Raw genomic sequence first — 20,030 nt, forward strand, 5'->3', positions numbered from 1 at the left:
ACTATTCTCACCTGATATGAGCGACTACGACCAGGGCTACTCGTTTGCTGTCACCGTGACCCGCGACGAAGGCAGCTGGGTGGTTCGGCCCTTCGCGGACGACTTCACCGACACCGACACCTCCATCAACGCCGTGCGCAACCTACGCGCCCAGGGCGTGTCTTTCGCCCTGTTGTGCGTTGACGACGACTACTTCGTCATCGTGCGCCCGACCCCGGGGGAGACCCGCGTGTTCCTCTCGGACGCGACGATGGCGGTGGACGACGACTTCGCCGCGGACTTCCTGGAGCTGCGTGACATCGAAATCCCCGACGTGGATCCGGACGAGCTTGACGATGTCGATGGGTTCCCCGACGGCGACTTCGACATCCTGGCGGATCTGGGTATCAGCGAAGATCAGCTGAGCTACATCGCGGACAACGACGAGGACTGGCCGTCGGACATGCTGCTGCGCATCGCCGGTGACCTGGGCTTCGGCGACGAGCTCGAAGACGCCGCCGAGCTGGACTAGTGGCGCTCGCGCTGCCCACGGATTCGGGCCACCGCCGGGCGCAGTCTCGCATGCAACGCGCCCTGGAAGTGGCGGCCACGACCCCTGCCGGCGACGTTCCTGTCGGCGCGGTCATCTTTGATGCATCCGGCCGGGAGCTCGCCCACGGGGTCAACCGCCGGGAGGAGTTGGGGGATCCCACCGCCCACGCGGAGGTGGAAGCGATCCGCCACGCGGTGCGGGTGCACGGCGACGGTTGGCGCCTGACCGGGTGCGAACTCGTGGTAACCCTCGAGCCGTGCGCGATGTGCGCGGGGGCCATCCAGGCCGCCCGGCTGGACTCGGTAGTCTTCGGCGCCTTCGAACCGAAGACCGGGGCGTGTGGCTCGTGCATCGACGTGCTCCGCGCGGCCGGCGCGCCCTTTACCCCGCAGGTACGCGGCGGGATTTTGGAGCAGGAAGCGGCCAGCCAACTAGTAGCGTTCTTTCACTCGCTGCGTTGAGGTTTTGATCTACAGTGGGCCGTACAGTTCTACGAAACCTTAAACGAAAGGAGAAACCCCATGGGTGACATCGAGAACGCAGCTGACGACCTGAAGGGCAAGGCCAAGGAGGCTTACGGCGAGGTCGCTGACGACCAGTCCAAGGAGAACGAGGGCAAGGCCGATCAGGTTATCTCCGACGCCAAGGACAAGGCTTCCGACGCGGCTGACGCCGTGAAGGACAAGGCCAACGAGGTTATTGGCAAGTTCAAGGACAACTAAAGTCCTCTAGCTTTCGGCATACGGCAGGCGATTTGGAATCAGTCCAACGCCTGCCGTAACCTATTTCGCGGTGGCGTGTCCGAGCGGCCGAAGGTGATCGCCTCGAAAGCGATTGTTGGGTAACTCCCAACCGAGGGTTCGAATCCCTCCGCCACCGCCAGATGGATCCCGCGGTGAACCCGCGGGATTTTTTAGTTTTCGCGGTGACGCTCCTCCCGCGGGAACGGATTCTGCGCGTAGCACGCGCGCAACTCGTCGCCGTCTTTCCCCATGACGTAGGGGATGTCGTCGGTGTTGGCGCGGGCGGAGTTCTCAATCGGCGCGGTCGTGCCGTGGGCGAGCACGTGCTCCTCGGAGCTGAGCTGCCGGATGGCAATGCCCGCGACGTGGTCGGGGTGGTCGGCCGCGAAACCGCCGTAGATGACCGGGTCGTGCTGGCCGTTGTCGCCGATGAGGAACCACTGGATCTCGGGGAAATCGATGACCAGGTTCCGCAGCTGCACGCGCTTGTGCTCCTGCCCGGAGCGGAAGAGGTTGGTCTGCGTCGGCCCCCAGTCGCTCAAGATGAGCGGCCCGGTGGGGAAACCGTGATCGCGGAAGAAGCGGACCAAAGATTCAAAGGTGTTCCACGCGCCGGTGGACAGGTAGATAAACGGCGCGTCAGGGTGCCGACGGGTCAGCTCGTTGATGAAGCGGGCCATGCCCGGCACGGGTTGACGGGCGTTGGTGCGCTGGAACCAAGAGTTGTACGCCGCGATGAGCGGGCGGGGCAGGCGCGTGACGATGGTCGTGTCGTCCACGTCGCAGACAAAACCGATCCGCGTGCCGGGTTTGACGATGAACACCTGCGTCGTCACCGGCTCCGCGCCCGCGGCGGAGATGGTGACGTCCTGCCAGCCGGGTGCCAAGCCGTGGTGGCGCACCTGGACGTCCAGGTAGCCATCGGCATTCGTGCGCGTGTGCACCGTCTGGTCGCCGGCGGTGACGCTGACGGGGTGGTCGGGGATCTGCAGGGTGAGAAACTGCCGGAAGCCGCGCTGCGCCTGGCGGCGGATCGTGCCGTTGGTGGGGTAGTTGTCCTCCGGGCCGGCGCGGTGCGCGTTCGGATCGTTCGGGTCGCGGAGCAAGACGCGCCCCAATACGCGCACCTTCTTCTCGTCGCCGTAGCCGAGGTAAGCGCGGATGGAGGGCTGCCAGCCCTTCTTCGCCTTGTGCTTTTCCAGGTTGCGGTAGACCAGATCCTCGGCCTTGTGGGCGATGTCGACTAAAGCCATGGCTTTAACTTTAGGCGGCGGTAGTTGTTGGTGTCTCGGTGCTCTTACTATGGTTGCTTAACACTGCTTGCAGCCATGACATCGCGAGAAAAGGTAAAAATCCGTGGCTAAGTTCCTCTACCGCTTGGGAAAGTGGTCGTACCACCGGAAGTGGATTGTCATTTCCACGTGGGTAGTCCTGCTCGCCATCGTGGGCGGCATCGCCGCCGCCGTCATGCGGCCGATGACCGACGAGTTCAGTATCTCCGGTACGCCGTCGATCGACGCGACGAAAAAGTCAATGGAGCTATTCCCGGAGGACGGCAACCCGGCATCCTCGCCCGGTGTGAACCTGGTCTTTGCCACGCAGGACGGGTCCAAGCTGTCGGACCCGGACAATAAGGCAGCCGTCGACGAGGTCATCCACCACATCGACGACAACCTCGAGATGAGCGACTCCCTGCGCTTTGGCAACCCGGTGGATCTTTCACCCCAGCTGCAGGATCAGATCTTCCACCAGGAGATCGACATGGGTCTGCCGGAGGACACCGCCAAGCAGGACGCGGACAACCTCAAGCTGCTCAACGACGACGAGACGATCGGCTACACCACCTTTGCCTTTGACGCGAAGAGCCCGTACTCGGTCAAGGCCGAGGACAAGAACATCGTCACCGAGGCGATGAACTTAGGCCGTGAGAAGGGGCTGCAGGTGGAGGCCGGTGGCGCCGGTTTCGGCGATGACATTGAGGTGAACTCCACCTCAGAGATCATCGGGCTGGGCGTGGCCTTCGTCGTCCTCATCTTCACCTTCGGTTCACTGGTGGCGGCGGGTATGCCGCTGCTCTCGGCAGTCATCGGCGTGGGCCTGGGTGCGCTGGGGCTGCTCATCGCCACGCACTTCACGGAGCTCAACAACATCACGCCGTCGCTGGCGGTGATGATCGGCCTCGCCGTCGGCATCGACTACTCGCTGTTCATCCTCTCGCGGTACCGCGCGGAACGGCAGCGCATGTCCGGGGAGGAGGCCGCCGGCATGGCCGTGGGCACGGCCGGCTCTTCGGTGGTCTTCGCCGGCACGACGGTGTTTGTGGCGCTGGTGGCGCTCGTCATCGCCAAGATCGAGTTCCTCTCCGCGATGGGTCTCGCGGCGGCCGGCACGGTGTTTGTCTCCGTGCTCGTGGCGCTGACGTTCATCCCGGCCCTGCTTGGAGCCTTCGGGGACAAGGCCTTCAAGGGGAAAATCCCCGGCGTGGCGGGGAATACCTCGCGCCGAAAGCAGCACCGCCCGCGGCACAAGCCCACCATGGGCAAGCGCTGGGTGCAGTTCGTCCAGCGCGTGCCGGGCCTGACTATGGCCGTGGTCGTGCTCTCGCTCGTGGCGCTCACCGCGCCGGTGCTGAAGATGGAGCTCGCCCTCCCGGCGGATACGACCTCCAACCCGGACACCACCCAGCGCAAGGCCGCTGATCTGCTCTCCGAGGGCTTCGGCCCCGGCGTGAACGGTCCGATGCTCGCGGTGGTGGATGCGCACGACATCAACGCCGAGTCCCCGGCGCTGCAGCCGCTCGTGCGCGCGCAGGACGCCCAGGACGCGCAGGAACCTCAGGAGGGTGACGCCCCGGACGCGGCCAAGTCGCCGGAGGACAAGGCACGGTTTGCATCGTTTAGCTACGCCGCGTCCCAGCTCGACCGCGTCGGCGGCGTCAAGCACGCGCAGCTCGTGGGCGCCAACGAGGACGGCACCGCGGCGAAGATCATGATCACCCCGGATTCCTCGCCCACCGATCCACGGACCATCCGCACCACACACGCGCTGCGGTCCGCCACCTCAGAGATCGAGGACGCGACCGGCACGACCGTGGGCATGACGGGCCTGACCGCCGTGCAGGTGGATATCACTGAGCGCCTCGAAGAGGCCATGCCGCTCTACCTCGCTATCGTGGTGGGCCTGGCCATCTTGCTGTTGCTCGTGGTCTTCCGCTCCCTGTTGGTGCCGCTCGTGGCCGGGCTGGGCTTCCTGCTGTCCGTCGGCGCCGCGTTCGGCGTGACCATCCTGTTCTGGCAGGAAGGGTTCACCGGCCTGGTGCCCGCGCCGGGGCCGCTGCTGTCGTTCATGCCGATCTTCCTCATCGGCGTGACCTTCGGCCTGGCCATGGACTACGAGGTCTTCCTGGTCACCCGCATGCGGGAGCACTATCTCAAGATGGGCAAGCGGGATCGGCCCGGTTCGCGGTACAACGCGGTGGAAGAATCCACCATCGAGGGCTTTTCCAACGGCGCCCGCGTGGTCACTGCCGCGGCGATCATCATGATTTCCGTCTTCGCGGCGTTTATCACCCAGCCGTTGCCGTTCATCCAGATCTTCGGCTTTGCCCTGGGTGCCGCCGTGCTTTTCGATGCCTTCTTGGTCCGCATGTCGCTCGTGCCCGCCACGATGTTCCTCATGGGGCGGGCGACCTGGTGGATGCCGAAGTGGCTGGACAAGATCCTGCCCACGGTGGATATCGAAGGCACGGAGCTGGAGAAGGAATGGGAGGCCTCACACGCGAAGTCTCGCAGCGTGGCGGACCGGACGCGCCGCGGGCGGATCCCGCGCCGTGAGGAGCCGCGCAAGAGCGCTCGGAAGAACGGTCAGCAGAGCGCCCGGAAGATTCGGCGGAGGAAGTAGATGGAGAACAAAAAGCTCAGCTTCGAGGTGACCAACCGCCTGCCGCAGGGCGCGGGGAAACACGGCCGCACCGGTGTTATCCACACCCCGCACGGGGACATCGCCACGCCGGCGTTTATCCCGGTGGCCACGAAGGCGACGGTGAAGACGCTCACCCCGGAGCAGATCCGCCAAACCGGGGCGCAGGCGATCCTGTCCAACGCCTACCACCTCTACCTGCAGCCGGGCCACGACATCGTGGATGAGGCCGGTGGCGTGGCCGCCTTCGAGAACTGGCACGGGCCGACCTACACCGATTCCGGCGGTTTCCAGGTCATGTCGTTGGGCGTGGGGTTCCGCAAGGTGCTCGCCATGGATATTGCGGACCTGACGGAAAAGGACATCCGTGCGGCGAAGAAGGAGCGCCTCGCCCAAGTGGACGACGATGGCGTGGACTTCCGCTCCGTTATCGACGGTTCTAAGCACCGGTTCACGCCCGAGGCGTCCATGCAGATCCAGCACGGTCTGGGCGCCGACATCATGTTCGCGTTCGACGAGCTCACCACGCTCATCGATACGCGCGAGTACCAGGAAGAATCGCTGGCGCGCACCACGCGCTGGGCGGAGCGCTGCCTTACAGAACACGAGCGGCTTTCCCAAAAGCGGGCGGACAAGCCGGAGCAGTCGCTGTGGGGCGTGGTGCAGGGCGCGCAGTACGAGGACCTGCGGCGTAAGGCCGCGCGTGACTTGGTGCGGCTGTCCGAGGAGGCGGAAGCTCGCGGCGAGCGCGGTTTCGGCGGCTTCGGCATCGGCGGCGCGCTGGAAAAGGAGAACCTGGGCACCATCGTCGGCTGGGTGTGCGATGAGCTGCCGGAGGACAAGCCGCGGCACCTGCTCGGCATTTCCGAGCCCGACGATCTGTTCACCGCCATCGAGGCCGGTGCGGACACCTTCGACTGCGTCGCACCGACTCGTCTGGGCCGCCGCGGCGGGGTCTACACCCTGGACGGGCGGATGAACCTCACCGCGGCGCGCTTCAAGCGTGACTTCCGCGGCATCGACGAGGAATTCGGCGGCTACGTCTCGGAGAACTATTCCCGCGCCTACATCCACCACCTGCTCAAGGCGAAGGAATTCCTCGCCGGCACCCTGTGCACGATGCACAATCTGGCGTTCATGATCCGGCTTGTCGATGATATTCGGGCCGCCATCGACGGTGGTTACTACGAGGAGTTCCGCGATAAGTTTATGAGCAGATACTACGGAGCGGGTCGGTAGTCTTCGCGCTCTTTCACCCACGCGATAACGCGGGTGGTAATGGGCAGGAGAACGACTTCGATGAGGGTCTTCCACGCGAAACCGACCACAACGTAGTTGATGAAGGCACTCACGGAATCGATGCCGATGACGGGGGCGGCGATGGTGCAAAAGAGCAAGGTGTCTCCGAACTCACCGACCACCGTGGAAGCGATGAGGCGAGCAGAGAGGCCCCTTTCGCCCTGGCGGCGCTTGAGCAGCGCCATCACCCAAGCGTTGAGCAGTTGGCCTACGAGATAACCGGCGAGGGACGCCGCCACGATTTGCGGCACGAGCCCCAGGGTCGCGGCGAAGGCCTCCTGGCCGTCGTAGAAATCCGCACTGGGCAGCCAAATGGCGAGGTAGAAGCAGGCGACGGCGAAGACGGCCATCGCAAAGCCGATGTAGATCGCTCGTCGGGTGGACTTGAACCCGTAACACTCGGCGAGCACGTCGCCGGTGATGTAGGCGAGCGGAAAGAGGAAGAATGCACCGTCGGTGACCAGTGGTCCGAGTTGCACGCCCTTCGTGGCGTTGATGTTCGAGATCAGGAAGGTGACCACGAAGATGGTGACCAACCACGGGTAGAGGGTGGCCTGCACGGGAACGAAGCGGACCCCCGTTGGGTCAGCGGACGAGTGGCGGCTGCTGGTGGAGGACATTCCGTAAGTGTAGGAAATCTCTAGCATGGGCCGCATGTACCGCCACCACGAAGTGCACGCCCGCCACACTGACCGCCGAATCCTGGTTACCGGAGCGACCGGATACGTCGGTGGCCGGCTTGTTCCCGCCCTGCTCGATGCCGGTTTCACCGTGCGGACGATGTCGCGCAAGCTGGATCGGCTCAAACGATTCACCTGGTTCGACCAGGTAGAAGCCGTCGAGGCGGACTTCACGGACACTGCGAGTATGGAAAAGGCCCTCGACGGCGTCGACGTGGTCTACTACCTGGTGCACTCCATGGGGGATAACGCCGGCAACTTCCAAAAGGTGGAGGAAGACTGCGCGAATATCCTCGCCCAGGCCGCCCAGTCCACCGGGGTCAAACAGATCGTGTACCTGTCCGGCCTGCACCCGGAGAAGGAGCGGCTGGAGGATCTTTCCACCCACATGAGCTCCCGGGCGCGCGTGGGGCGCATTCTGCTAGACAGCGCGGTGTCCACCATCGTCCTGCGCGCGGCCACGCTCATCGGCTCGGGGTCGGCGTCATTTGAGATCATCCGGCACTTAGCGGAGCGCCTGCCCCTCATCATCGGGCCGCGCGGGCTCAACAACAAGATCGAGCCCATCGGCATCCGCGATGCGCTGTACTACCTGACTAAGTCCGCGGATCTGGATGAGCCGCTCAACCGGCCCATCGACATCGGCTGCGGCGTGGTCTACACCTACGCCGACTTGATGCGCCTTTACGCCAAGGAGCGCGGGTTGTGGCGCGTGGTGAAAGCACTTCCGTTCACGCTGCCCACCGACAAGATCGCCGGGTTGTGGATCAGCCTGTTTACGCCCGTACCGAGCTCGCTTGCGCGGCCGCTTGGGGAATCGATGGCGGAAGACGCGGTCACGGGGGACCGCGACATCGCCGAGTACATCCCCGACCCGGAGGGCGGGCTCGCCGATTACCCGCTTAGCGTCCGGCGTGCGCTGTGGCGCGCCGAAAACGAGGAGGTGCCCACCTCCTGGGACGAGAGCTGGAAGTACGTGGACAAGGTGGAAGACGAGTCCCCGGCGGACCCGGAGTGGGCCGGGCAGACGACCTACCGCGATGACCGGACGCTGCATTCCGACACGGTGACCCCGCGCCAGCTGTGGCAGGTCATCGAGGGTATCGGCGGCGATAACGGCTACTACTCCCCGGAATGGATGTGGTGGGTGCGCGGCGTGATGGACCGCGTTGTCGGCGGCCCCGGCTTGGGTGGGCGGCGCGACCGCTACCGCCTCGTGGAGGGCGACCGCGTTGACTGGTGGCGCGTCGAGCGGCTGCGCCGGCCCCGCCTGCTCGTCTTGCGCGCGGAGATGCGCGTCTCCGGCCGCGCCTGGCTGGTTCAGGAGGCCATCCCGGATGGCGACGTGGACGATCCCGGCGTCACCTTCCGCCAGGCCGCCCTCTTTTACCCGCAAGGGCTCCTCGGGCTCGCGTACTGGTGGGCGGTGTACCCCTTCCACGGGCTTATCTTCCCCGCAATGGCGCGCAACATCATGCGGGCGGCGAGGCGGAAGTCGCTGCACCCGCATTCGGATCGGGACCGAGATTAGCTTTCGCAATCGTCCCTAGATGGGTCTCTAGACTGCTGTTTTTTTGGGGGGGGGGATAACCTCAAGCCGTCCGATCCTCGCTCAACGGAAGGTGATTCGATTTTGATACGTAAGGCTTTGAGAAACGTTTCAGTGGTGATAACAACGATAGTCGCAGTTCCGACTGCGACTGCGGCGCAGGGAGCGGAATCTGAATCCACAATTCAGGGCGGTAAGCCCCAGCACGTGGACCCTAGCCGCTACGACTATGTTCCTGAAGGACCTGCTCTTGAGCGAGCTAGCGGGGACCAGGGATAGGCGGTTTCAACGTAAATATCGGTGGACAAACTATTGGTGTACCATCTGGGGTGCTTCACCACGACGTGGAAGGTAAAGGGTTGCATATCGACTCCGAGTCTGCTTGGTGTGAAACGCCGGTGAACATTTGCAACTATCGCATTGATTTCCAGAATCGAGATAAAGATCAAATTTACTCCACTCAGTCGACAGGCACGCAGTGGAATTGTCGTTTTGGCGAGATCGATAATGCGATCAACCACGGTTTTGATGTTCATCGCGGGGTTGAATGTGCGCGATTGTTCGTCAATGAGGAATTTAGGGGGAACAGTGTCACTCCGTACATTAATGGGCCTCGCTACCTTTCTGTCAGCTATATGCTTAATTGTATCTTTCGCAGCGTCATTCAACTCAGTACATGTAGCGGCCGGTTATCTTGACGCTCCTGATGTACTTCCTGCTGATGCGTTGGATCGGATCCAAGACGCCCGGCGGTATTTATTTCTGACGGGCGTCTCCGGTTGTATTCTCGCAGCGGCATCGCTGGTGTTGTCTATCCGGAAGTGATGTGGCAATTGTGGTTGACTGTCTATAGCATATGGCGGTGCGAGTACGCTTCCATATCACGTGCGCTCTGATCGTTGCGCTATTTGTCGGTTGTTTTAGTACTTCCCTATCCTTCGCAAGCGGTGCAACTGCAAGTTATGTGGCGAGGTTAATGGTGGATGAGAATTCTGGAGGAGACGGGACAGGTTTAACGTTTACGTGTTCCGCGGTGGGAATCGGCGACAGATTGTGGGTTACGGCTAGCCATTGTGTAGAGGGGATATCTTCCGATGGTATACAATTGGAATCCTCTAACGGGGCAATTTCGCGGGTCGATAAAGTCTTTTTGCCCGATTCTGATGCGGACCTGGCGGTGCTCCGATCCTACCGTGAGATTTCGGAAAAGCACCTGGATCTCCCCGATGGAGCGGTTCGTCATGGAGATAGATTGAAAGTAACGGGTTTTGGAAGCGGTGCAACTCGGTCTGAGACTGTTCCCTTGCGTGTCGAATCCGCTGGCGCGGAGCGACTTATTCAAGGAAAGCGGTTGCAACACTTAATCGTAGGAAAACTGTTGGGTATTCGCGTATTTGCCCGGGTTATTCTGGTGCCCCGGCTCATGCAGGTGGAGAACTGGTAGCAATTCACGTAGCTGGAGATTATAACCCCGAGTGCGGTAAACGAGACGCTATATCCACTTGGTCTACAGAGGTTTACCCATACCTCAGTTGGATAAGTGAGCTTAGGAGCACTTCTAAGATGTAAACATGCTTAGCATGGAAGGTGTGAATTGTACTCTTAAGAAGGACGCGAGGTATGCCCCCAGCCCCTCCGGGGATCTGCACTTTGGAAACCTGCGCACCGCGCTGCTCGCGTGGCTGTTCGCCCGCGCGGAGGGGCGCGAGTTTTATGTGCGCGTCGAAGACATCGACACGCAACGCTCCAGCATGGACTCGGCCCACCGTCAGCTGGAAGACCTGGAGACCTTAGGTCTCGACTGGGACGGCGAGGTGCTCTACCAGTCGCAGCGGTCTGCGGCGTACCAGGCGGCCATCGACAAGCTGCCCGTCTACGAGTGCTACTGCTCGCGCAAGGACATCCGCGAAGCCTCCCGCGCCCCGCACGCCATTCCGGGGCAGTACCCGGGCACCTGCCGGGACCTGAATCCGGACGAGCGCGCGGCGCGGCGGGCGGAGTTGGCCGAAAAGGGCCGGGTGCCGGCGCTGCGGCTGCGGGCGGAGACCGACCACTTCACCGTCTACGACCGGCTGCACGGCGAGTACACCGGCGAGGTGGATGACTTCATCGTGCGCCGCGGCGGCAACGCCGATCAGGGGCAGGACTGGGCGTACAACCTGGCTGTGGTGGTCGACGATGACTTCCAGGGGGTCGGACAGATTGTCCGCGGCGACGATTTGTTGTCGTCCGCACCCCGGCAGGCCTACCTGGCGCATTTGTTGGGATGTGCGGAGCCGGAATTTATCCACGTGCCGCTGGTGTTGAACGAGGCGGGTGAGCGGTTGTCCAAGCGCGACGGCGCGGTGACGCTGCGCGAGCTTATCGGGGGCGGCGCGCGCGTTTCTGACATCGTGGGGGAGATGGCCGCCTCGCTGGGGTATTCGGGGTGCGCGTCCACCCAGGAGCTGTTGGAGAAGTTCGATCCCAGTTCGGTGACCACCGAGCCCTACGTGTGGGCGCGCTCGTAACAGCTAGAGGGAGAAAATACACATGGGAATGCTGTTTGTCCTTGTCGGTCTCCTCATCGGGACCGTCATCATCGTCGCCATCGGCGACCGGGTGGGGCTGCCCTGGCCGGCGCTTCTGGTGATCCCGGCGACCGCCGCGGTCTTTATCCCCGGCATCCCGGCGGTGGAGATCCCGGCCGACCTCATCCTGCCGATCTTCCTGCCGCCCCTTCTGTGGGCGCTGGCGCGGCGCACGAGCTGGGGAGTTATCCGGGAGCAGTGGCGGACCATCGTCAGTCTCTCGGTGCTGTTGGTGGTGGCCACGGCGTTTGCGGTGGGCACGGCCGCCTACTTCTTGCTGGCCGGCTTCGGCATCGCCGCCGCCATCGTCCTGGGCGCGGCCATCGCGCCGCCCGATCCGGTCGCGGTCGACGCGGTGGCGGAGCCCGCCGGAATCCCGCGGCGCATCATCACGGTGCTGCAGACCGAGGGCCTGTTTAACGATGCCGCCTCCATCGTCCTGTTCCACCTGGCGCTCTACACACTGACCCACGGCGACGATGTGACTATCGCGCAGGGCATCGGCAACTTCTTCTACTCGTCCATCATCGCGGGCCTCCTCGGCTTGGCCATCGGGCGGCTCGCCGCCTGGTTTATTAACCACGTCCACGACGTCACCGCGCGCAACGCGCTGACGTGGGTCGTTCCGTTCGCCGCCTATATCATCGCCGAGGAAATCGGCGCCTCGGGCGTTATCGTCGTCGTCATCGCCGCGGTGGAACTCAACTCCCGCGCGGTGGTGGAGGCCGAGGATCGCCTCTCCGGTCGCTCGTTCTGGGAGACCGTGGAGATGCTGTTTACCGGCGTCGCCTTCGGGCTCATCGGGCTGTCTGCGAACAACGCGCTCGCGGTGGTGGGCACGGACTTCTGGCACTCGGTGCTGGTGGGCATCGTGCTCTCTCTCGTCGCGTTCGTCGTCCGCTTTGTGTGGATGAGCGTGTTCATGTGGGTGAACCTGCGCCGCGGGCATCTCACCGGCGCGCCGCTGCGCTGGCAGGAAGTGCTGCTGATGACGTGGTCCGGCATGCGCGGCCTGGTCACCCTGGCGCTGGTGCTCTCCATCCCCAACGGCGTGGTGGGCAACTACCACGAGCTGCCGGTTATCGCGCTGACCGTACTGTTTATGACCATGCTCCTGCCGGGGCTGGCGCTGCCGTGGCTGATGTCGGTGCTGGACGTGTCCAGCCAGGCGAAGGGCGCGCAGGACAAGATGCGCAAGGAGGTCACCGACAAGGCCCGGCACGCTGCCATGCAAGCGGTGCGCGACCAAGCCAAGGAGCTGCCGCCGGAGACGGTCGCCGCCATGCAGGAATGGTTCGACGACCGCCTGGGCACCGACGCCGAGGACCACGAAAATGCCGCCGAGCGCCAGGAGCGCATGGCAGAGATGCGCAAGCGCATCGGGCTGACGCGCCGCCAGGCCGTCCAGGCCGCCCAGGAAGAACTGCTCTACCTGCGCCGCCAGCGCCGCTACAACCCGGCCATTGTGGACGAGGTACTCGAAGAGTTCGACCGGCTCGCGGTCGTCGGTGACATTAACTGGCGGAAGTAGGCTTGCTCAGCCCCGCGGCCCACTCCTGGACCGCCACCGTCGCTTGCGGGAACGGCAGGGAAAGCGTCTGGGCCTGGGCGAACATGACGATGTCCGCGAGCAAGTGCCGGGAGATAAAATCCCGCCACCGCCGGTTGTTCTCCCCGGCAACGCGGTAGGGAAATTCCAAAAGGTCCTGGCTGGTCACGCCCAGCCGGGTGAGAAACTCCGCCCGCTTGGCCCGGCTGCCCTCGCTGCGGACCTTGGTCTCCACGGCATCGACAATCTTGTCTTTCAGCCGCACCGCGAGATCCAGTGAGGTGGTTTCCGCGACTGCCAGGGAAATCGCCTCGGCGAGGTGATCATCGCGGTACATCTGCGAGTAGCTCAGCCCCTGCGCGCGCCGGGCGCGGAAGTACTGGCTGGCCTTGTCAAAGCGGGTGATGAAGTCGTCCGACTCGAACAGCGGGGCCGGCAGCCACGGGAAGCGATCTACGCCGGCGAGCTGTTCCGCCAGGTCGGGGCCGGCGGGAAGCTCGCCTTCCCAGCACCCGCCTTGGCGGTGGGTGGAGCCGATAATCCAGCGGCCGCGGCTATCCAGCGCGCCGTTGTCGCGCAGCTTCTGGGTGATAGACGGGCCGTTCATTCCTTACATCATAGGCAGTCGCCGCGCCGCATAAAAGCGAGGCGGCCAGGTGGCTGCGGTTACTATGACGGGCATGTCAGTCGGCCACTCTCACTCGCACTCGCACGCTTCGGATCCGGCGGGCGGCAGCGCCCCGGGGGACTTTCGCCGCCGCTTGCTGCTGGTCTTCCTGCTGACGCTGTGCATCGTCATCGCGCAGGCCGCCGGCGCGTGGTGGACCGGGTCGCTGGCGCTTTTGACCGACACGGCGCACGCGCTTGTCGATGCCTCCGGCCTCCTCCTCGCCCTCATCGCCGGGAGCCTGATGCTCAAGCCGGCGACGACGAATCGCACGTGGGGTTACCGCCGCATCGAGGTCATCGCTGCACTGGTGCAGGCGGCAGTGCTCGCCGTGGTGGGTATCTACACCGCCGTCGAAGGTGTGCGCCGCCTGTTCTTGCCGCCCGAGGTTCCCGGCACGGAGCTGCTGGTTTTCGGTGTCATTGGCCTGGTGGCCAACGTCTTGGGCATCGTGATCCTGGCGTCCTCGCGCGACGGGAATTTCAACATGCGCGCGGCCTTCTTGGAGGTCCTCAACGACGCGCTCGGCTCTTTCGGGGTGATCGTCGCGGCGGTCATTATCGAGTTCACCGGCTTTTACCGCGCCGATGCGTTGGCGGGCTTGTTCATCGCCGCGCTGATTCTGCCGCGGGCGGTCAAGCTCCTGCGGGAGACCACCGCCGTGCTGATGGAATACGCGCCCGAAGGGTTGGACCTGGCGGAGGTGCGCCAGCACCTCATTGAGGTTGACCACGTCAAAGACGTCCACGACTTGCACGCTTCTACCGTGGCCACGGGGCTACCGGTGCTCTCGGCGCACATCGTGGTGGAGGAAAGCTGCTTTTACGACGGCCACGCCTTGGACATCCTGCAGGGCGTGCGCCAGTGCGTGGCCGACCACTTCGAGGTCTCCGTGCAGCACTCCACGTTCCAGCTTGAGACCGAAGAGGTGCGCCACTTCGCGCCGGAGAAGCACGCCTAGCTTCCCCGTCCCGCCTCATTGCCTACCCGCCTCGCTGCCTGCCTGCCCGCCCGCCCATCTACCTCGGTGTGCAACTGCTTGACCCACTGAGAGCGGGTTTGTCGCCCGAAATTCGTTTCAGTGGGTCATCTAGTTGCATGTACGGGCTCACCCGCGGGCGCGTTCCCGGCCGCGGCGGTGTGGATCCAGTCTCTTGTGCAAATTCGGTGCAGACTAGGGCCGGATTTGGTGCCCAAAGTTTCGCCCAGTCTGCGGGTTAAGGGTCAAAAAGTGTGTCCGGAATCGCGGATTTTCACGGATTGACCTGTAGGTTTCCGGAAAGTATATGCTCCGGAAGCATATATCTAGCCCCCGACGGGAAATCCTCGGTGTGGCAGCCGTGATGTGCTATGCGCGGCGTGGTGTGGTGTCGCAATGTCGAAGAACCAACCACGCTGCCACTGCGGCGGTGAAATGAAACGCAACGGCACCACCAGCAAAGGCACCACCAGATGGCGCTGCAAACAATGCGGCGCCTCCAGCGTCAAACGTCGAAACGACATCACCAACGCGGCAGTGTTCACCCAGTTCATCGAGCATTGCACCACCGCAATATCACTCGACGACCTAGCCAAACGAAACGGTGTTAGCCGCGCCACCATGAAGCGGCGCTTCAAGTGGTGCTGGCTCGTTGATGTGCCTGACCCCACCGCCGGCCACCACAAGCGGATCTACGACCAGGTATTTCTCGATGGCACCTACACCGCCGGTGGCTGCCTGATCGTCGCGGCGACCATCGACCACGTGATCGCCTGGCACTGGTGCAAACACGAAACCACCCGCGACTACCAACTGCTGCTTGAACGCATCGAAGCCCCACTCATCGCCGTCATCGACGGCGGCCAAGGCGCATACAGCGCAATCAAAAAGTGCTGGCCGACTACGAAAATTCAACGCTGCCTCGTCCACGCCCAACGCGTGGTCCGCCGCTACACCACCACCAACCCACGCACCGATGCCGGGCGCACCATCTACCGACTTGCGCTGAAACTGACCCGGATCACCACACTGGATGAAGCCGCCGCGTGGGGTGTGCAACTGCACGAGTTTTCAACGATCTACCGGGAATGGATGAACGAGAAAACCATGATCAAAGACCCCAAAACAGGTGCATGGACCCGCGTGTGGACCCACCACAATGAAGTGCCCCGAGTTTTGTTCCTAGGCATTTGCCTTGATTTCTATTATTTCTTGCGGCGGGTTCTGCTTCCAAAAATCGGTTTCCACTTCGACTGGGGTTCGGTATCCCAAGCTTTGGTGAAGCCTCATCTCGTTCCACCATGACACCCACTCGAACGTCGCGATTTCTACCTCGACAACATCATCCCACCTGCGAGTATGGATCAGCTCGTTCTTGTAGGAGCCGTTAACGTTTTCAGCCAGAGCATTGTCATAAGAATCCCCGACAGTTCCGGTGGAAGCGGCAATCCCGTGCTGGGCAAGGCGCTCGTTGTAGACCACGCTGACGTACTGCGAGCCGTGATCCGAATGGTGAATGAGACCTGTTGTTTCCTCAGCACACACGATCGCCTGATTAAGAGCTTGCAGCGGCAACGCTTCGGTGCGCATGGAGTCTGATAACGCCCACCCAACGATCCGTCGGGAGTAAACGTCGGTGACAAACGCGGCATACACAAAGCCTTTCTTCGTGCGCACATACGTAATGTCAGCCACCCACAGTTTGTTCGGGCCGGGGGCTTTGAACTCACGCTCGACCAAGTCTGGGCGCAGATCAGGCACGTTAGGCTTACGGGTTGTGAGAGGTGATCTGCCTTTGCCTTTGCCAGAAACACCGGCCAAGCGCATTAAACGGGCAGTTTGTTCACGACCGATATCAATTCCGTCACGGCGGAGAGCATGCCACATTTTCCGTACACCGTAGACACCGTAATTATCCCGATGAACAGTTCTAATGCGTTCGACCAGCACAGCATCACGAAGGCGACGAGCACTTAACCCACGGGCCTTGGACTGGCGATAGCCACGCGAGGTGATAAACCCACCAGCCCGGTTATTCTTCAACGTCTTACAGATGAACTCGACAGAGAAACGACCCCGGAATTCATCGATGAACCGGATCATTTCCGACGTTTTGGGTCGAGTTCCGACGCGAAAAAAGCTGAAGCGGCCTTCAGCAGCTCATTAGTGTCGCGTAGCTCTTGATTTTCACGACGCAGCCTCGCGTTTTCCGCGGCCAAATCTTCAGGCACAGGTTCTGGGATGTTTCCCGCACGACGGGCCTGTTGAGTCCATTGACGGGCCGTATGCCATGAAACCCCCAGCTTTGGAGCTACTGCCTGGCACGCGGCTTGCATCGACATATTTTCTGCCAAGATGCGATCTTCCACGAGACGGACCACACGGTCCTTTGCATCCTGGTCAAATTTTCTTGGCATATTCCAGATTTTCCCATCTACTTAAACGGAACAAAACCTGGGACACTTCACAACGTGCGCAAGGCCTACAACAGCCTCAACCATCTTTGGCGGTCCGAGATGCTGTTTGTCTACCTCAACCCGCCAGCAGGAGTCCTTGCGCCCGAGCGGATCAAATCCACCACCAACAGCTTAGAAGGCGGCATCAACGCCCAGCTCAAACTGCTCGCCAGAACCCACCGCGGCAGATCAGGCGAACGACAACGCCGCATGCTGGATTGGTGGCTCTACTTAAAAACGGAACTGCCTGACGATCCAGTACGAATCGCCAGGCAGTCCGACTGGGGCCAGGGCCAACTCGCCAAAGTATCCACCCTGACCCAAACCGAGAACCAAGCCGACCACGAAACAGGACGCCCAGCCCTCTACGACAACGCTATCGACACCGACTACACCCACTCAATCGGCATTCAAAAAGGCCAAATCTAACCCCCGCGACACGCCGAGCCAGACACACATTTTGACCCTTAACCCCAGTCTGCACCGAACTTGCACGCCAGAGGTTTTAGGTTCCGTCGGCGTGGCCCCGTGGGCGGAAGCAGTGGGCGGCAGCGGTGGGCGGAAAACGAAAATTCCCCGACCCTGCCGGAGCAGAGCCGGGGAATCTCCCTTGGCGGAGGATGTGGGATTTGAACCCACGAGGGGCGTGAACCCCGCACGCGTTCCAGGCGTGTGACATAGGCCGCTAGTCGAATCCTCCAGGGCGATACTTTAGCAGTGAGGGCAACGCAGACCAAAATCGCCTTCCTGTTGGAAAAGTTTCGGCAGCGCACGACGGTTTTCCGCGGATCGGTAGGTGGTGTGCGAGGCACACGTAGAGGCACACGTAGAGGTAGATGCGGGGAGGGGTTGGTGCGCGAGGAGGGAGGTGGCATCGGCAAGCGCGGGCGGCGGTGTAGGAAGCCGCAAGTTTGGTGGAGCCGGTGCGGTGTGGATACACTGTTGGGCAGGATCTCGCGTGGCGTCCATCCTGTGAACTCCCCCAGGGCGGGAACGCAGCAAGGGTCAGCAGGCTCTGACGGGTGCGCGAGGTCCCCTTTTTCGTTTTGGGGGCCGGGACTGAAGTCCCGTTAGCACTTCTGGGGGAGTGCGGCACGCCAAACCGGGTTGAGGTGGGTGCAATTTAGGTCACAGTTTATTAGGATGTGCCGGACATACGATTTCCTTTTCTCGTTGAAGGGTGGGCATATTCCTCATGTCGCTCCATGAACTGGCCCCGGACCAGCTCGCGGAATTGCAAGACAAGGTCAAGCGCGATTACGAACAGCTGGAAAGCAAGAAGCTGCAGCTGGATCTCACGCGCGGTAAGCCGTCGAAGGAGCAGCTCGATCTCGCAGCCGACCTCCTCGAGATGCCTGGCCGTCACAACTACACCGACGCGCAGGGAAACGATCTCCGTAACTACGGCAACTTGAAGGGCATCACGGACATCCGCAACCTGTGGGCGGATCTGCTCCACGTGCGTCCCGAAAACCTCCTGGCCGGAGATTCCTCGTCGCTCAACATCGAGTTTGACCTCATCTCCTGGGCCTACACCTTCGGTACGCCGAACTCGGATCGGCCGTGGTCGCAGGAGGAGAAGGTCAAGTGGATCTGCCCGGTCCCGGGCTACGACCGCCACCATTCGATCACGGAGCTCTTTGGCTTCGAGATGGTCAACGTCCCCATGCGCGAGGACGGCCCGGATCTGGACCGCGTGCGCGAGCTGGTGAAAGACCCGCAGGTCAAGGGCATGTGGACGGTGCCGACGTTCTCGAATCCGACCGGTGTGTCCTACAGCGAGGAGGTCGTACGCGAGCTCGCTGCCATGGAGACCGCCGCGCCGGACTTCCGCATCGTGTGGGACAACGCCTACGCGGTCCACACCTTGAACGAGAACTTCCCGGACATCTACCCGGTGCTGGACTACGCGGCCGAGGCCAACCACCCGAACCGCTTCTGGGGGATGAGCTCGACGTCGAAGATCACGTTCGCGGGCGCCGGAGTGGCGTTCTTCGCTTCCTCCCCGGCGAACATCGACTGGTACTGCCAGATCGCCAGCAAGCGCGGCATCGGCCCGAACAAGCTCAACCAGCTGGCGCACGCCGAGTACTTCGCCTCCGCCGAGGGGGTGCGCGCCGTGATGCGCCGCCACGCCAGCATCCTGGGGCCGAAGTTTGAGACCGTCCTCGACATCCTGGACAAGCGCCTCGGCGGGCTGGACGTCGCGTCGTGGACGCGCCCGGAAGGCGGTTATTTCATCTCCCTGTACACCCCGAACGGCACCGCGCACCGCGTGTGGGAGCTGGCAAAGAATGGGGGCATCGTTCTCACCCAGGCCGGCTCGGCGTACCCGTACGGGAAGGATCCGGATGACCACCACATCCGGCTCGCTCCGTCCATGCCGGAAGAAGACGACGTGAAGGTCGCCATGGAGGGTGTGGCCACGTGCGTGCTCTACGCGGCGTTGGAAAAGCTCGACGCAGGCAACGACCCTGAGGTGGCCCACGCAGAGGGCGCCTCGGAGGAGGCGGACGATTAACTTCGAGGAGACCGCGTACTGGCTCGACCAGGCGATTCCCGCCACGCTGGAGTTCCGAACGGTCGAGGGATGGCGGGTGGCGCTGTCCGATCTGGGCCGCGGGGAATCGCTGGCTGTGACCGCCGAGTTCGGCGAGGTCGACACCGGTCTGAGCGCTACCGAGGAGGGCGTCGATGTCCGGTGCGAGCTACTCGCCGTTGCGCGTACCGGCACCGCGGAGGTGGCCGCGGCGGTGGTCGCCGCGGCGGAGAAATTGCGCTCGCTCGGCGGTGTCATCCCGGCGCAGCCAGGGGTGCTGCTGCCCAAACTGACGGATGGCACGGCGCTGGACCAGAAGCCGTACACCGTTCGCCACGGCATGCTCATCGTGCCCTACCTCTGGGGCGGGCAGACCCCGCGGCTGCCGGAGGACGATCGCCTCACAGTGGTGTGCCAGCTCGTGCTGCTTACCGAGGCTGAGTACGCCTACGCGGTGGAGGAGGGCGTGGCCGCTCTCCAGGAGGAAGTCGGCCACGAGGAGATCGACCTGCTCGACTGGTCCCGCGGGGATGACTAGGCGGTAGACTC

17 protein-coding genes, 2 tRNA genes, 1 other RNA gene and 2 pseudogenes are annotated in these 20,030 nt (G+C 62.9%); 16 read left to right on the forward strand and 6 right to left on the reverse strand.

The window, feature by feature from the left end; genetic code table 11:
* Positions 1-16 precede the first annotated feature (16 nt).
* From CMASS_RS00690 to CMASS_RS00705, 4 genes are all read left to right on the forward strand, one after another.
* Positions 17-511, forward strand: coding sequence for a tRNA adenosine deaminase-associated protein (locus tag CMASS_RS00690; RefSeq protein ID WP_022863843.1), 495 nt, complete (start codon positions 17-19; stop codon positions 509-511).
* A 50-nt stretch (positions 512-561) separates the two neighbouring features.
* Positions 562-993, forward strand: a complete 432-nt coding sequence (locus CMASS_RS00695; RefSeq protein WP_027018847.1) for a nucleoside deaminase — start codon at positions 562-564, stop codon at positions 991-993.
* Positions 994-1,053: 60 nt separating this feature from the next.
* The gene (locus CMASS_RS00700; protein WP_022863845.1) at positions 1,054-1,254 is read left to right on the forward strand and encodes a CsbD family protein; all 201 of its coding nucleotides are present in this window, start codon (positions 1,054-1,056) and stop codon (positions 1,252-1,254) included.
* Positions 1,255-1,323: 69 nt separating this feature from the next.
* Positions 1,324-1,414, forward strand: a tRNA-Ser gene (locus CMASS_RS00705).
* 31 nt (positions 1,415-1,445) lie between these two features.
* Here the strand turns inward: CMASS_RS00705 and CMASS_RS00710 are convergent.
* Positions 1,446-2,528, reverse strand: a complete 1,083-nt coding sequence (locus CMASS_RS00710; protein ID WP_022863846.1) for an App1 family protein — start codon at positions 2,526-2,528, stop codon at positions 1,446-1,448.
* Positions 2,529-2,631: 103 nt separating this feature from the next.
* On the opposite strand from CMASS_RS00710, the gene CMASS_RS00715 reads away from it, so the two are divergent.
* Both CMASS_RS00715 and tgt read left to right on the forward strand, forming a co-directional pair.
* The gene (locus CMASS_RS00715) at positions 2,632-5,175 is read left to right on the forward strand and encodes an MMPL family transporter (protein WP_022863847.1); all 2,544 of its coding nucleotides are present in this window, start codon (positions 2,632-2,634) and stop codon (positions 5,173-5,175) included.
* Positions 5,176-6,432: a tRNA guanosine(34) transglycosylase Tgt gene (tgt, locus tag CMASS_RS00720; RefSeq protein ID WP_022863848.1), complete on the forward strand. Its 1,257-nt coding sequence runs from the start codon at positions 5,176-5,178 to the stop codon at positions 6,430-6,432.
* Here the strand turns inward: tgt and CMASS_RS00725 are convergent.
* On the reverse strand, positions 6,414-7,112 hold the full coding sequence (locus CMASS_RS00725; RefSeq protein WP_027018848.1) for a queuosine precursor transporter: 699 nt from the start codon (positions 7,110-7,112) through the stop codon (positions 6,414-6,416). The two genes, tgt and CMASS_RS00725, sit on opposite strands and share 19 nt — an antisense overlap.
* A gap of 34 nt (positions 7,113-7,146) precedes the next feature.
* Here CMASS_RS00725 and CMASS_RS00730 point away from each other — a divergent pair, with 34 nt between their 5' ends.
* Positions 7,147-8,703 (forward strand): SDR family oxidoreductase, encoded by a 1,557-nt coding sequence (locus tag CMASS_RS00730; RefSeq protein WP_240482830.1) that lies wholly within the window; start codon positions 7,147-7,149, stop codon positions 8,701-8,703.
* Positions 8,704-8,948: 245 nt separating this feature from the next.
* On the opposite strand, the gene CMASS_RS00735 is transcribed toward CMASS_RS00730, so the two are convergent.
* Positions 8,949-9,257, reverse strand: a complete 309-nt coding sequence (locus tag CMASS_RS00735; protein WP_156831840.1) for a hypothetical protein — start codon at positions 9,255-9,257, stop codon at positions 8,949-8,951.
* Between the two features lie 440 nt (positions 9,258-9,697).
* On the opposite strand from CMASS_RS00735, the gene CMASS_RS10315 reads away from it, so the two are divergent.
* The 3 genes from CMASS_RS10315 to CMASS_RS00745 all read left to right on the forward strand — a co-directional run bounded on the left by CMASS_RS10315 (position 9,698) and on the right by CMASS_RS00745 (position 12,822).
* The gene (locus tag CMASS_RS10315) at positions 9,698-10,165 is read left to right on the forward strand and encodes a trypsin-like serine protease (RefSeq protein WP_169460817.1); all 468 of its coding nucleotides are present in this window, start codon (positions 9,698-9,700) and stop codon (positions 10,163-10,165) included.
* 145 nt (positions 10,166-10,310) lie between these two features.
* Positions 10,311-11,231 (forward strand): tRNA glutamyl-Q(34) synthetase GluQRS, encoded by a 921-nt coding sequence (gene gluQRS / locus CMASS_RS00740; protein ID WP_027018849.1) that lies wholly within the window; start codon positions 10,311-10,313, stop codon positions 11,229-11,231.
* Positions 11,232-11,253: 22 nt separating this feature from the next.
* Positions 11,254-12,822 carry a cation:proton antiporter gene (locus CMASS_RS00745; protein WP_022863852.1) on the forward strand — a complete coding sequence of 523 codons (1,569 nt, stop codon included), beginning with the start codon at positions 11,254-11,256 and terminating at the stop codon, positions 12,820-12,822.
* On the opposite strand, the gene CMASS_RS00750 is transcribed toward CMASS_RS00745, so the two are convergent.
* The gene (locus tag CMASS_RS00750) at positions 12,806-13,447 is read right to left on the reverse strand and encodes a hypothetical protein (RefSeq protein WP_022863853.1); all 642 of its coding nucleotides are present in this window, start codon (positions 13,445-13,447) and stop codon (positions 12,806-12,808) included. The two genes, CMASS_RS00745 and CMASS_RS00750, sit on opposite strands and share 17 nt — an antisense overlap.
* 73 nt (positions 13,448-13,520) lie before the next feature.
* On the opposite strand from CMASS_RS00750, the gene CMASS_RS00755 reads away from it, so the two are divergent.
* A complete protein-coding gene (locus CMASS_RS00755) occupies positions 13,521-14,468 on the forward strand; it encodes a cation diffusion facilitator family transporter (RefSeq protein WP_027018850.1) in 948 nt (315 codons plus the stop codon).
* 414 nt (positions 14,469-14,882) lie between these two features.
* Positions 14,883-15,647: pseudogene (locus tag CMASS_RS00760) on the forward strand (IS256-like element IS1249 family transposase); the annotation flags it as partial.
* A 21-nt stretch (positions 15,648-15,668) separates the two neighbouring features.
* Here the strand turns inward: CMASS_RS00760 and CMASS_RS00765 are convergent.
* Positions 15,669-16,903 (reverse strand): IS3 family transposase gene (locus CMASS_RS00765; RefSeq protein ID WP_273665894.1). Its coding sequence is split into 2 segments (ribosomal slippage): positions 15,669-16,615 and positions 16,615-16,903, totalling 1,236 coding nucleotides; the frame shifts between segments, so codons are not numbered across the junction.
* A gap of 42 nt (positions 16,904-16,945) precedes the next feature.
* On the opposite strand from CMASS_RS00765, the pseudogene CMASS_RS00770 reads away from it, so the two are divergent.
* Positions 16,946-17,371 (forward strand): annotated as a pseudogene (locus CMASS_RS00770) (IS1249 family transposase); the annotation flags it as partial.
* Between the two features lie 182 nt (positions 17,372-17,553).
* Here the strand turns inward: CMASS_RS00770 and CMASS_RS00775 are convergent.
* Positions 17,554-17,642 (reverse strand) — tRNA-Ser (locus CMASS_RS00775).
* 245 nt (positions 17,643-17,887) lie between these two features.
* On the opposite strand from CMASS_RS00775, the gene ffs reads away from it, so the two are divergent.
* The 3 genes from ffs to CMASS_RS00790 all read left to right on the forward strand — a co-directional run bounded on the left by ffs (position 17,888) and on the right by CMASS_RS00790 (position 20,019).
* Positions 17,888-17,984: signal recognition particle sRNA small type (gene ffs, locus CMASS_RS00780), an RNA gene on the forward strand.
* 153 nt (positions 17,985-18,137) lie between these two features.
* Positions 18,138-19,463 (forward strand): aspartate aminotransferase type Ic, encoded by a 1,326-nt coding sequence (locus CMASS_RS00785; RefSeq protein WP_022863759.1) that lies wholly within the window; start codon positions 18,138-18,140, stop codon positions 19,461-19,463.
* A 76-nt stretch (positions 19,464-19,539) separates the two neighbouring features.
* On the forward strand, positions 19,540-20,019 hold the full coding sequence (locus CMASS_RS00790) for a suppressor of fused domain protein (protein ID WP_022863760.1): 480 nt from the start codon (positions 19,540-19,542) through the stop codon (positions 20,017-20,019).
* Positions 20,020-20,030: the final 11 nt, after the last annotated feature.

The sequence above is a fragment of the Corynebacterium massiliense DSM 45435 genome, from assembly GCF_028609805.1.
GTDB lineage: Bacteria > Actinomycetota > Actinomycetes > Mycobacteriales > Mycobacteriaceae > Corynebacterium > Corynebacterium massiliense.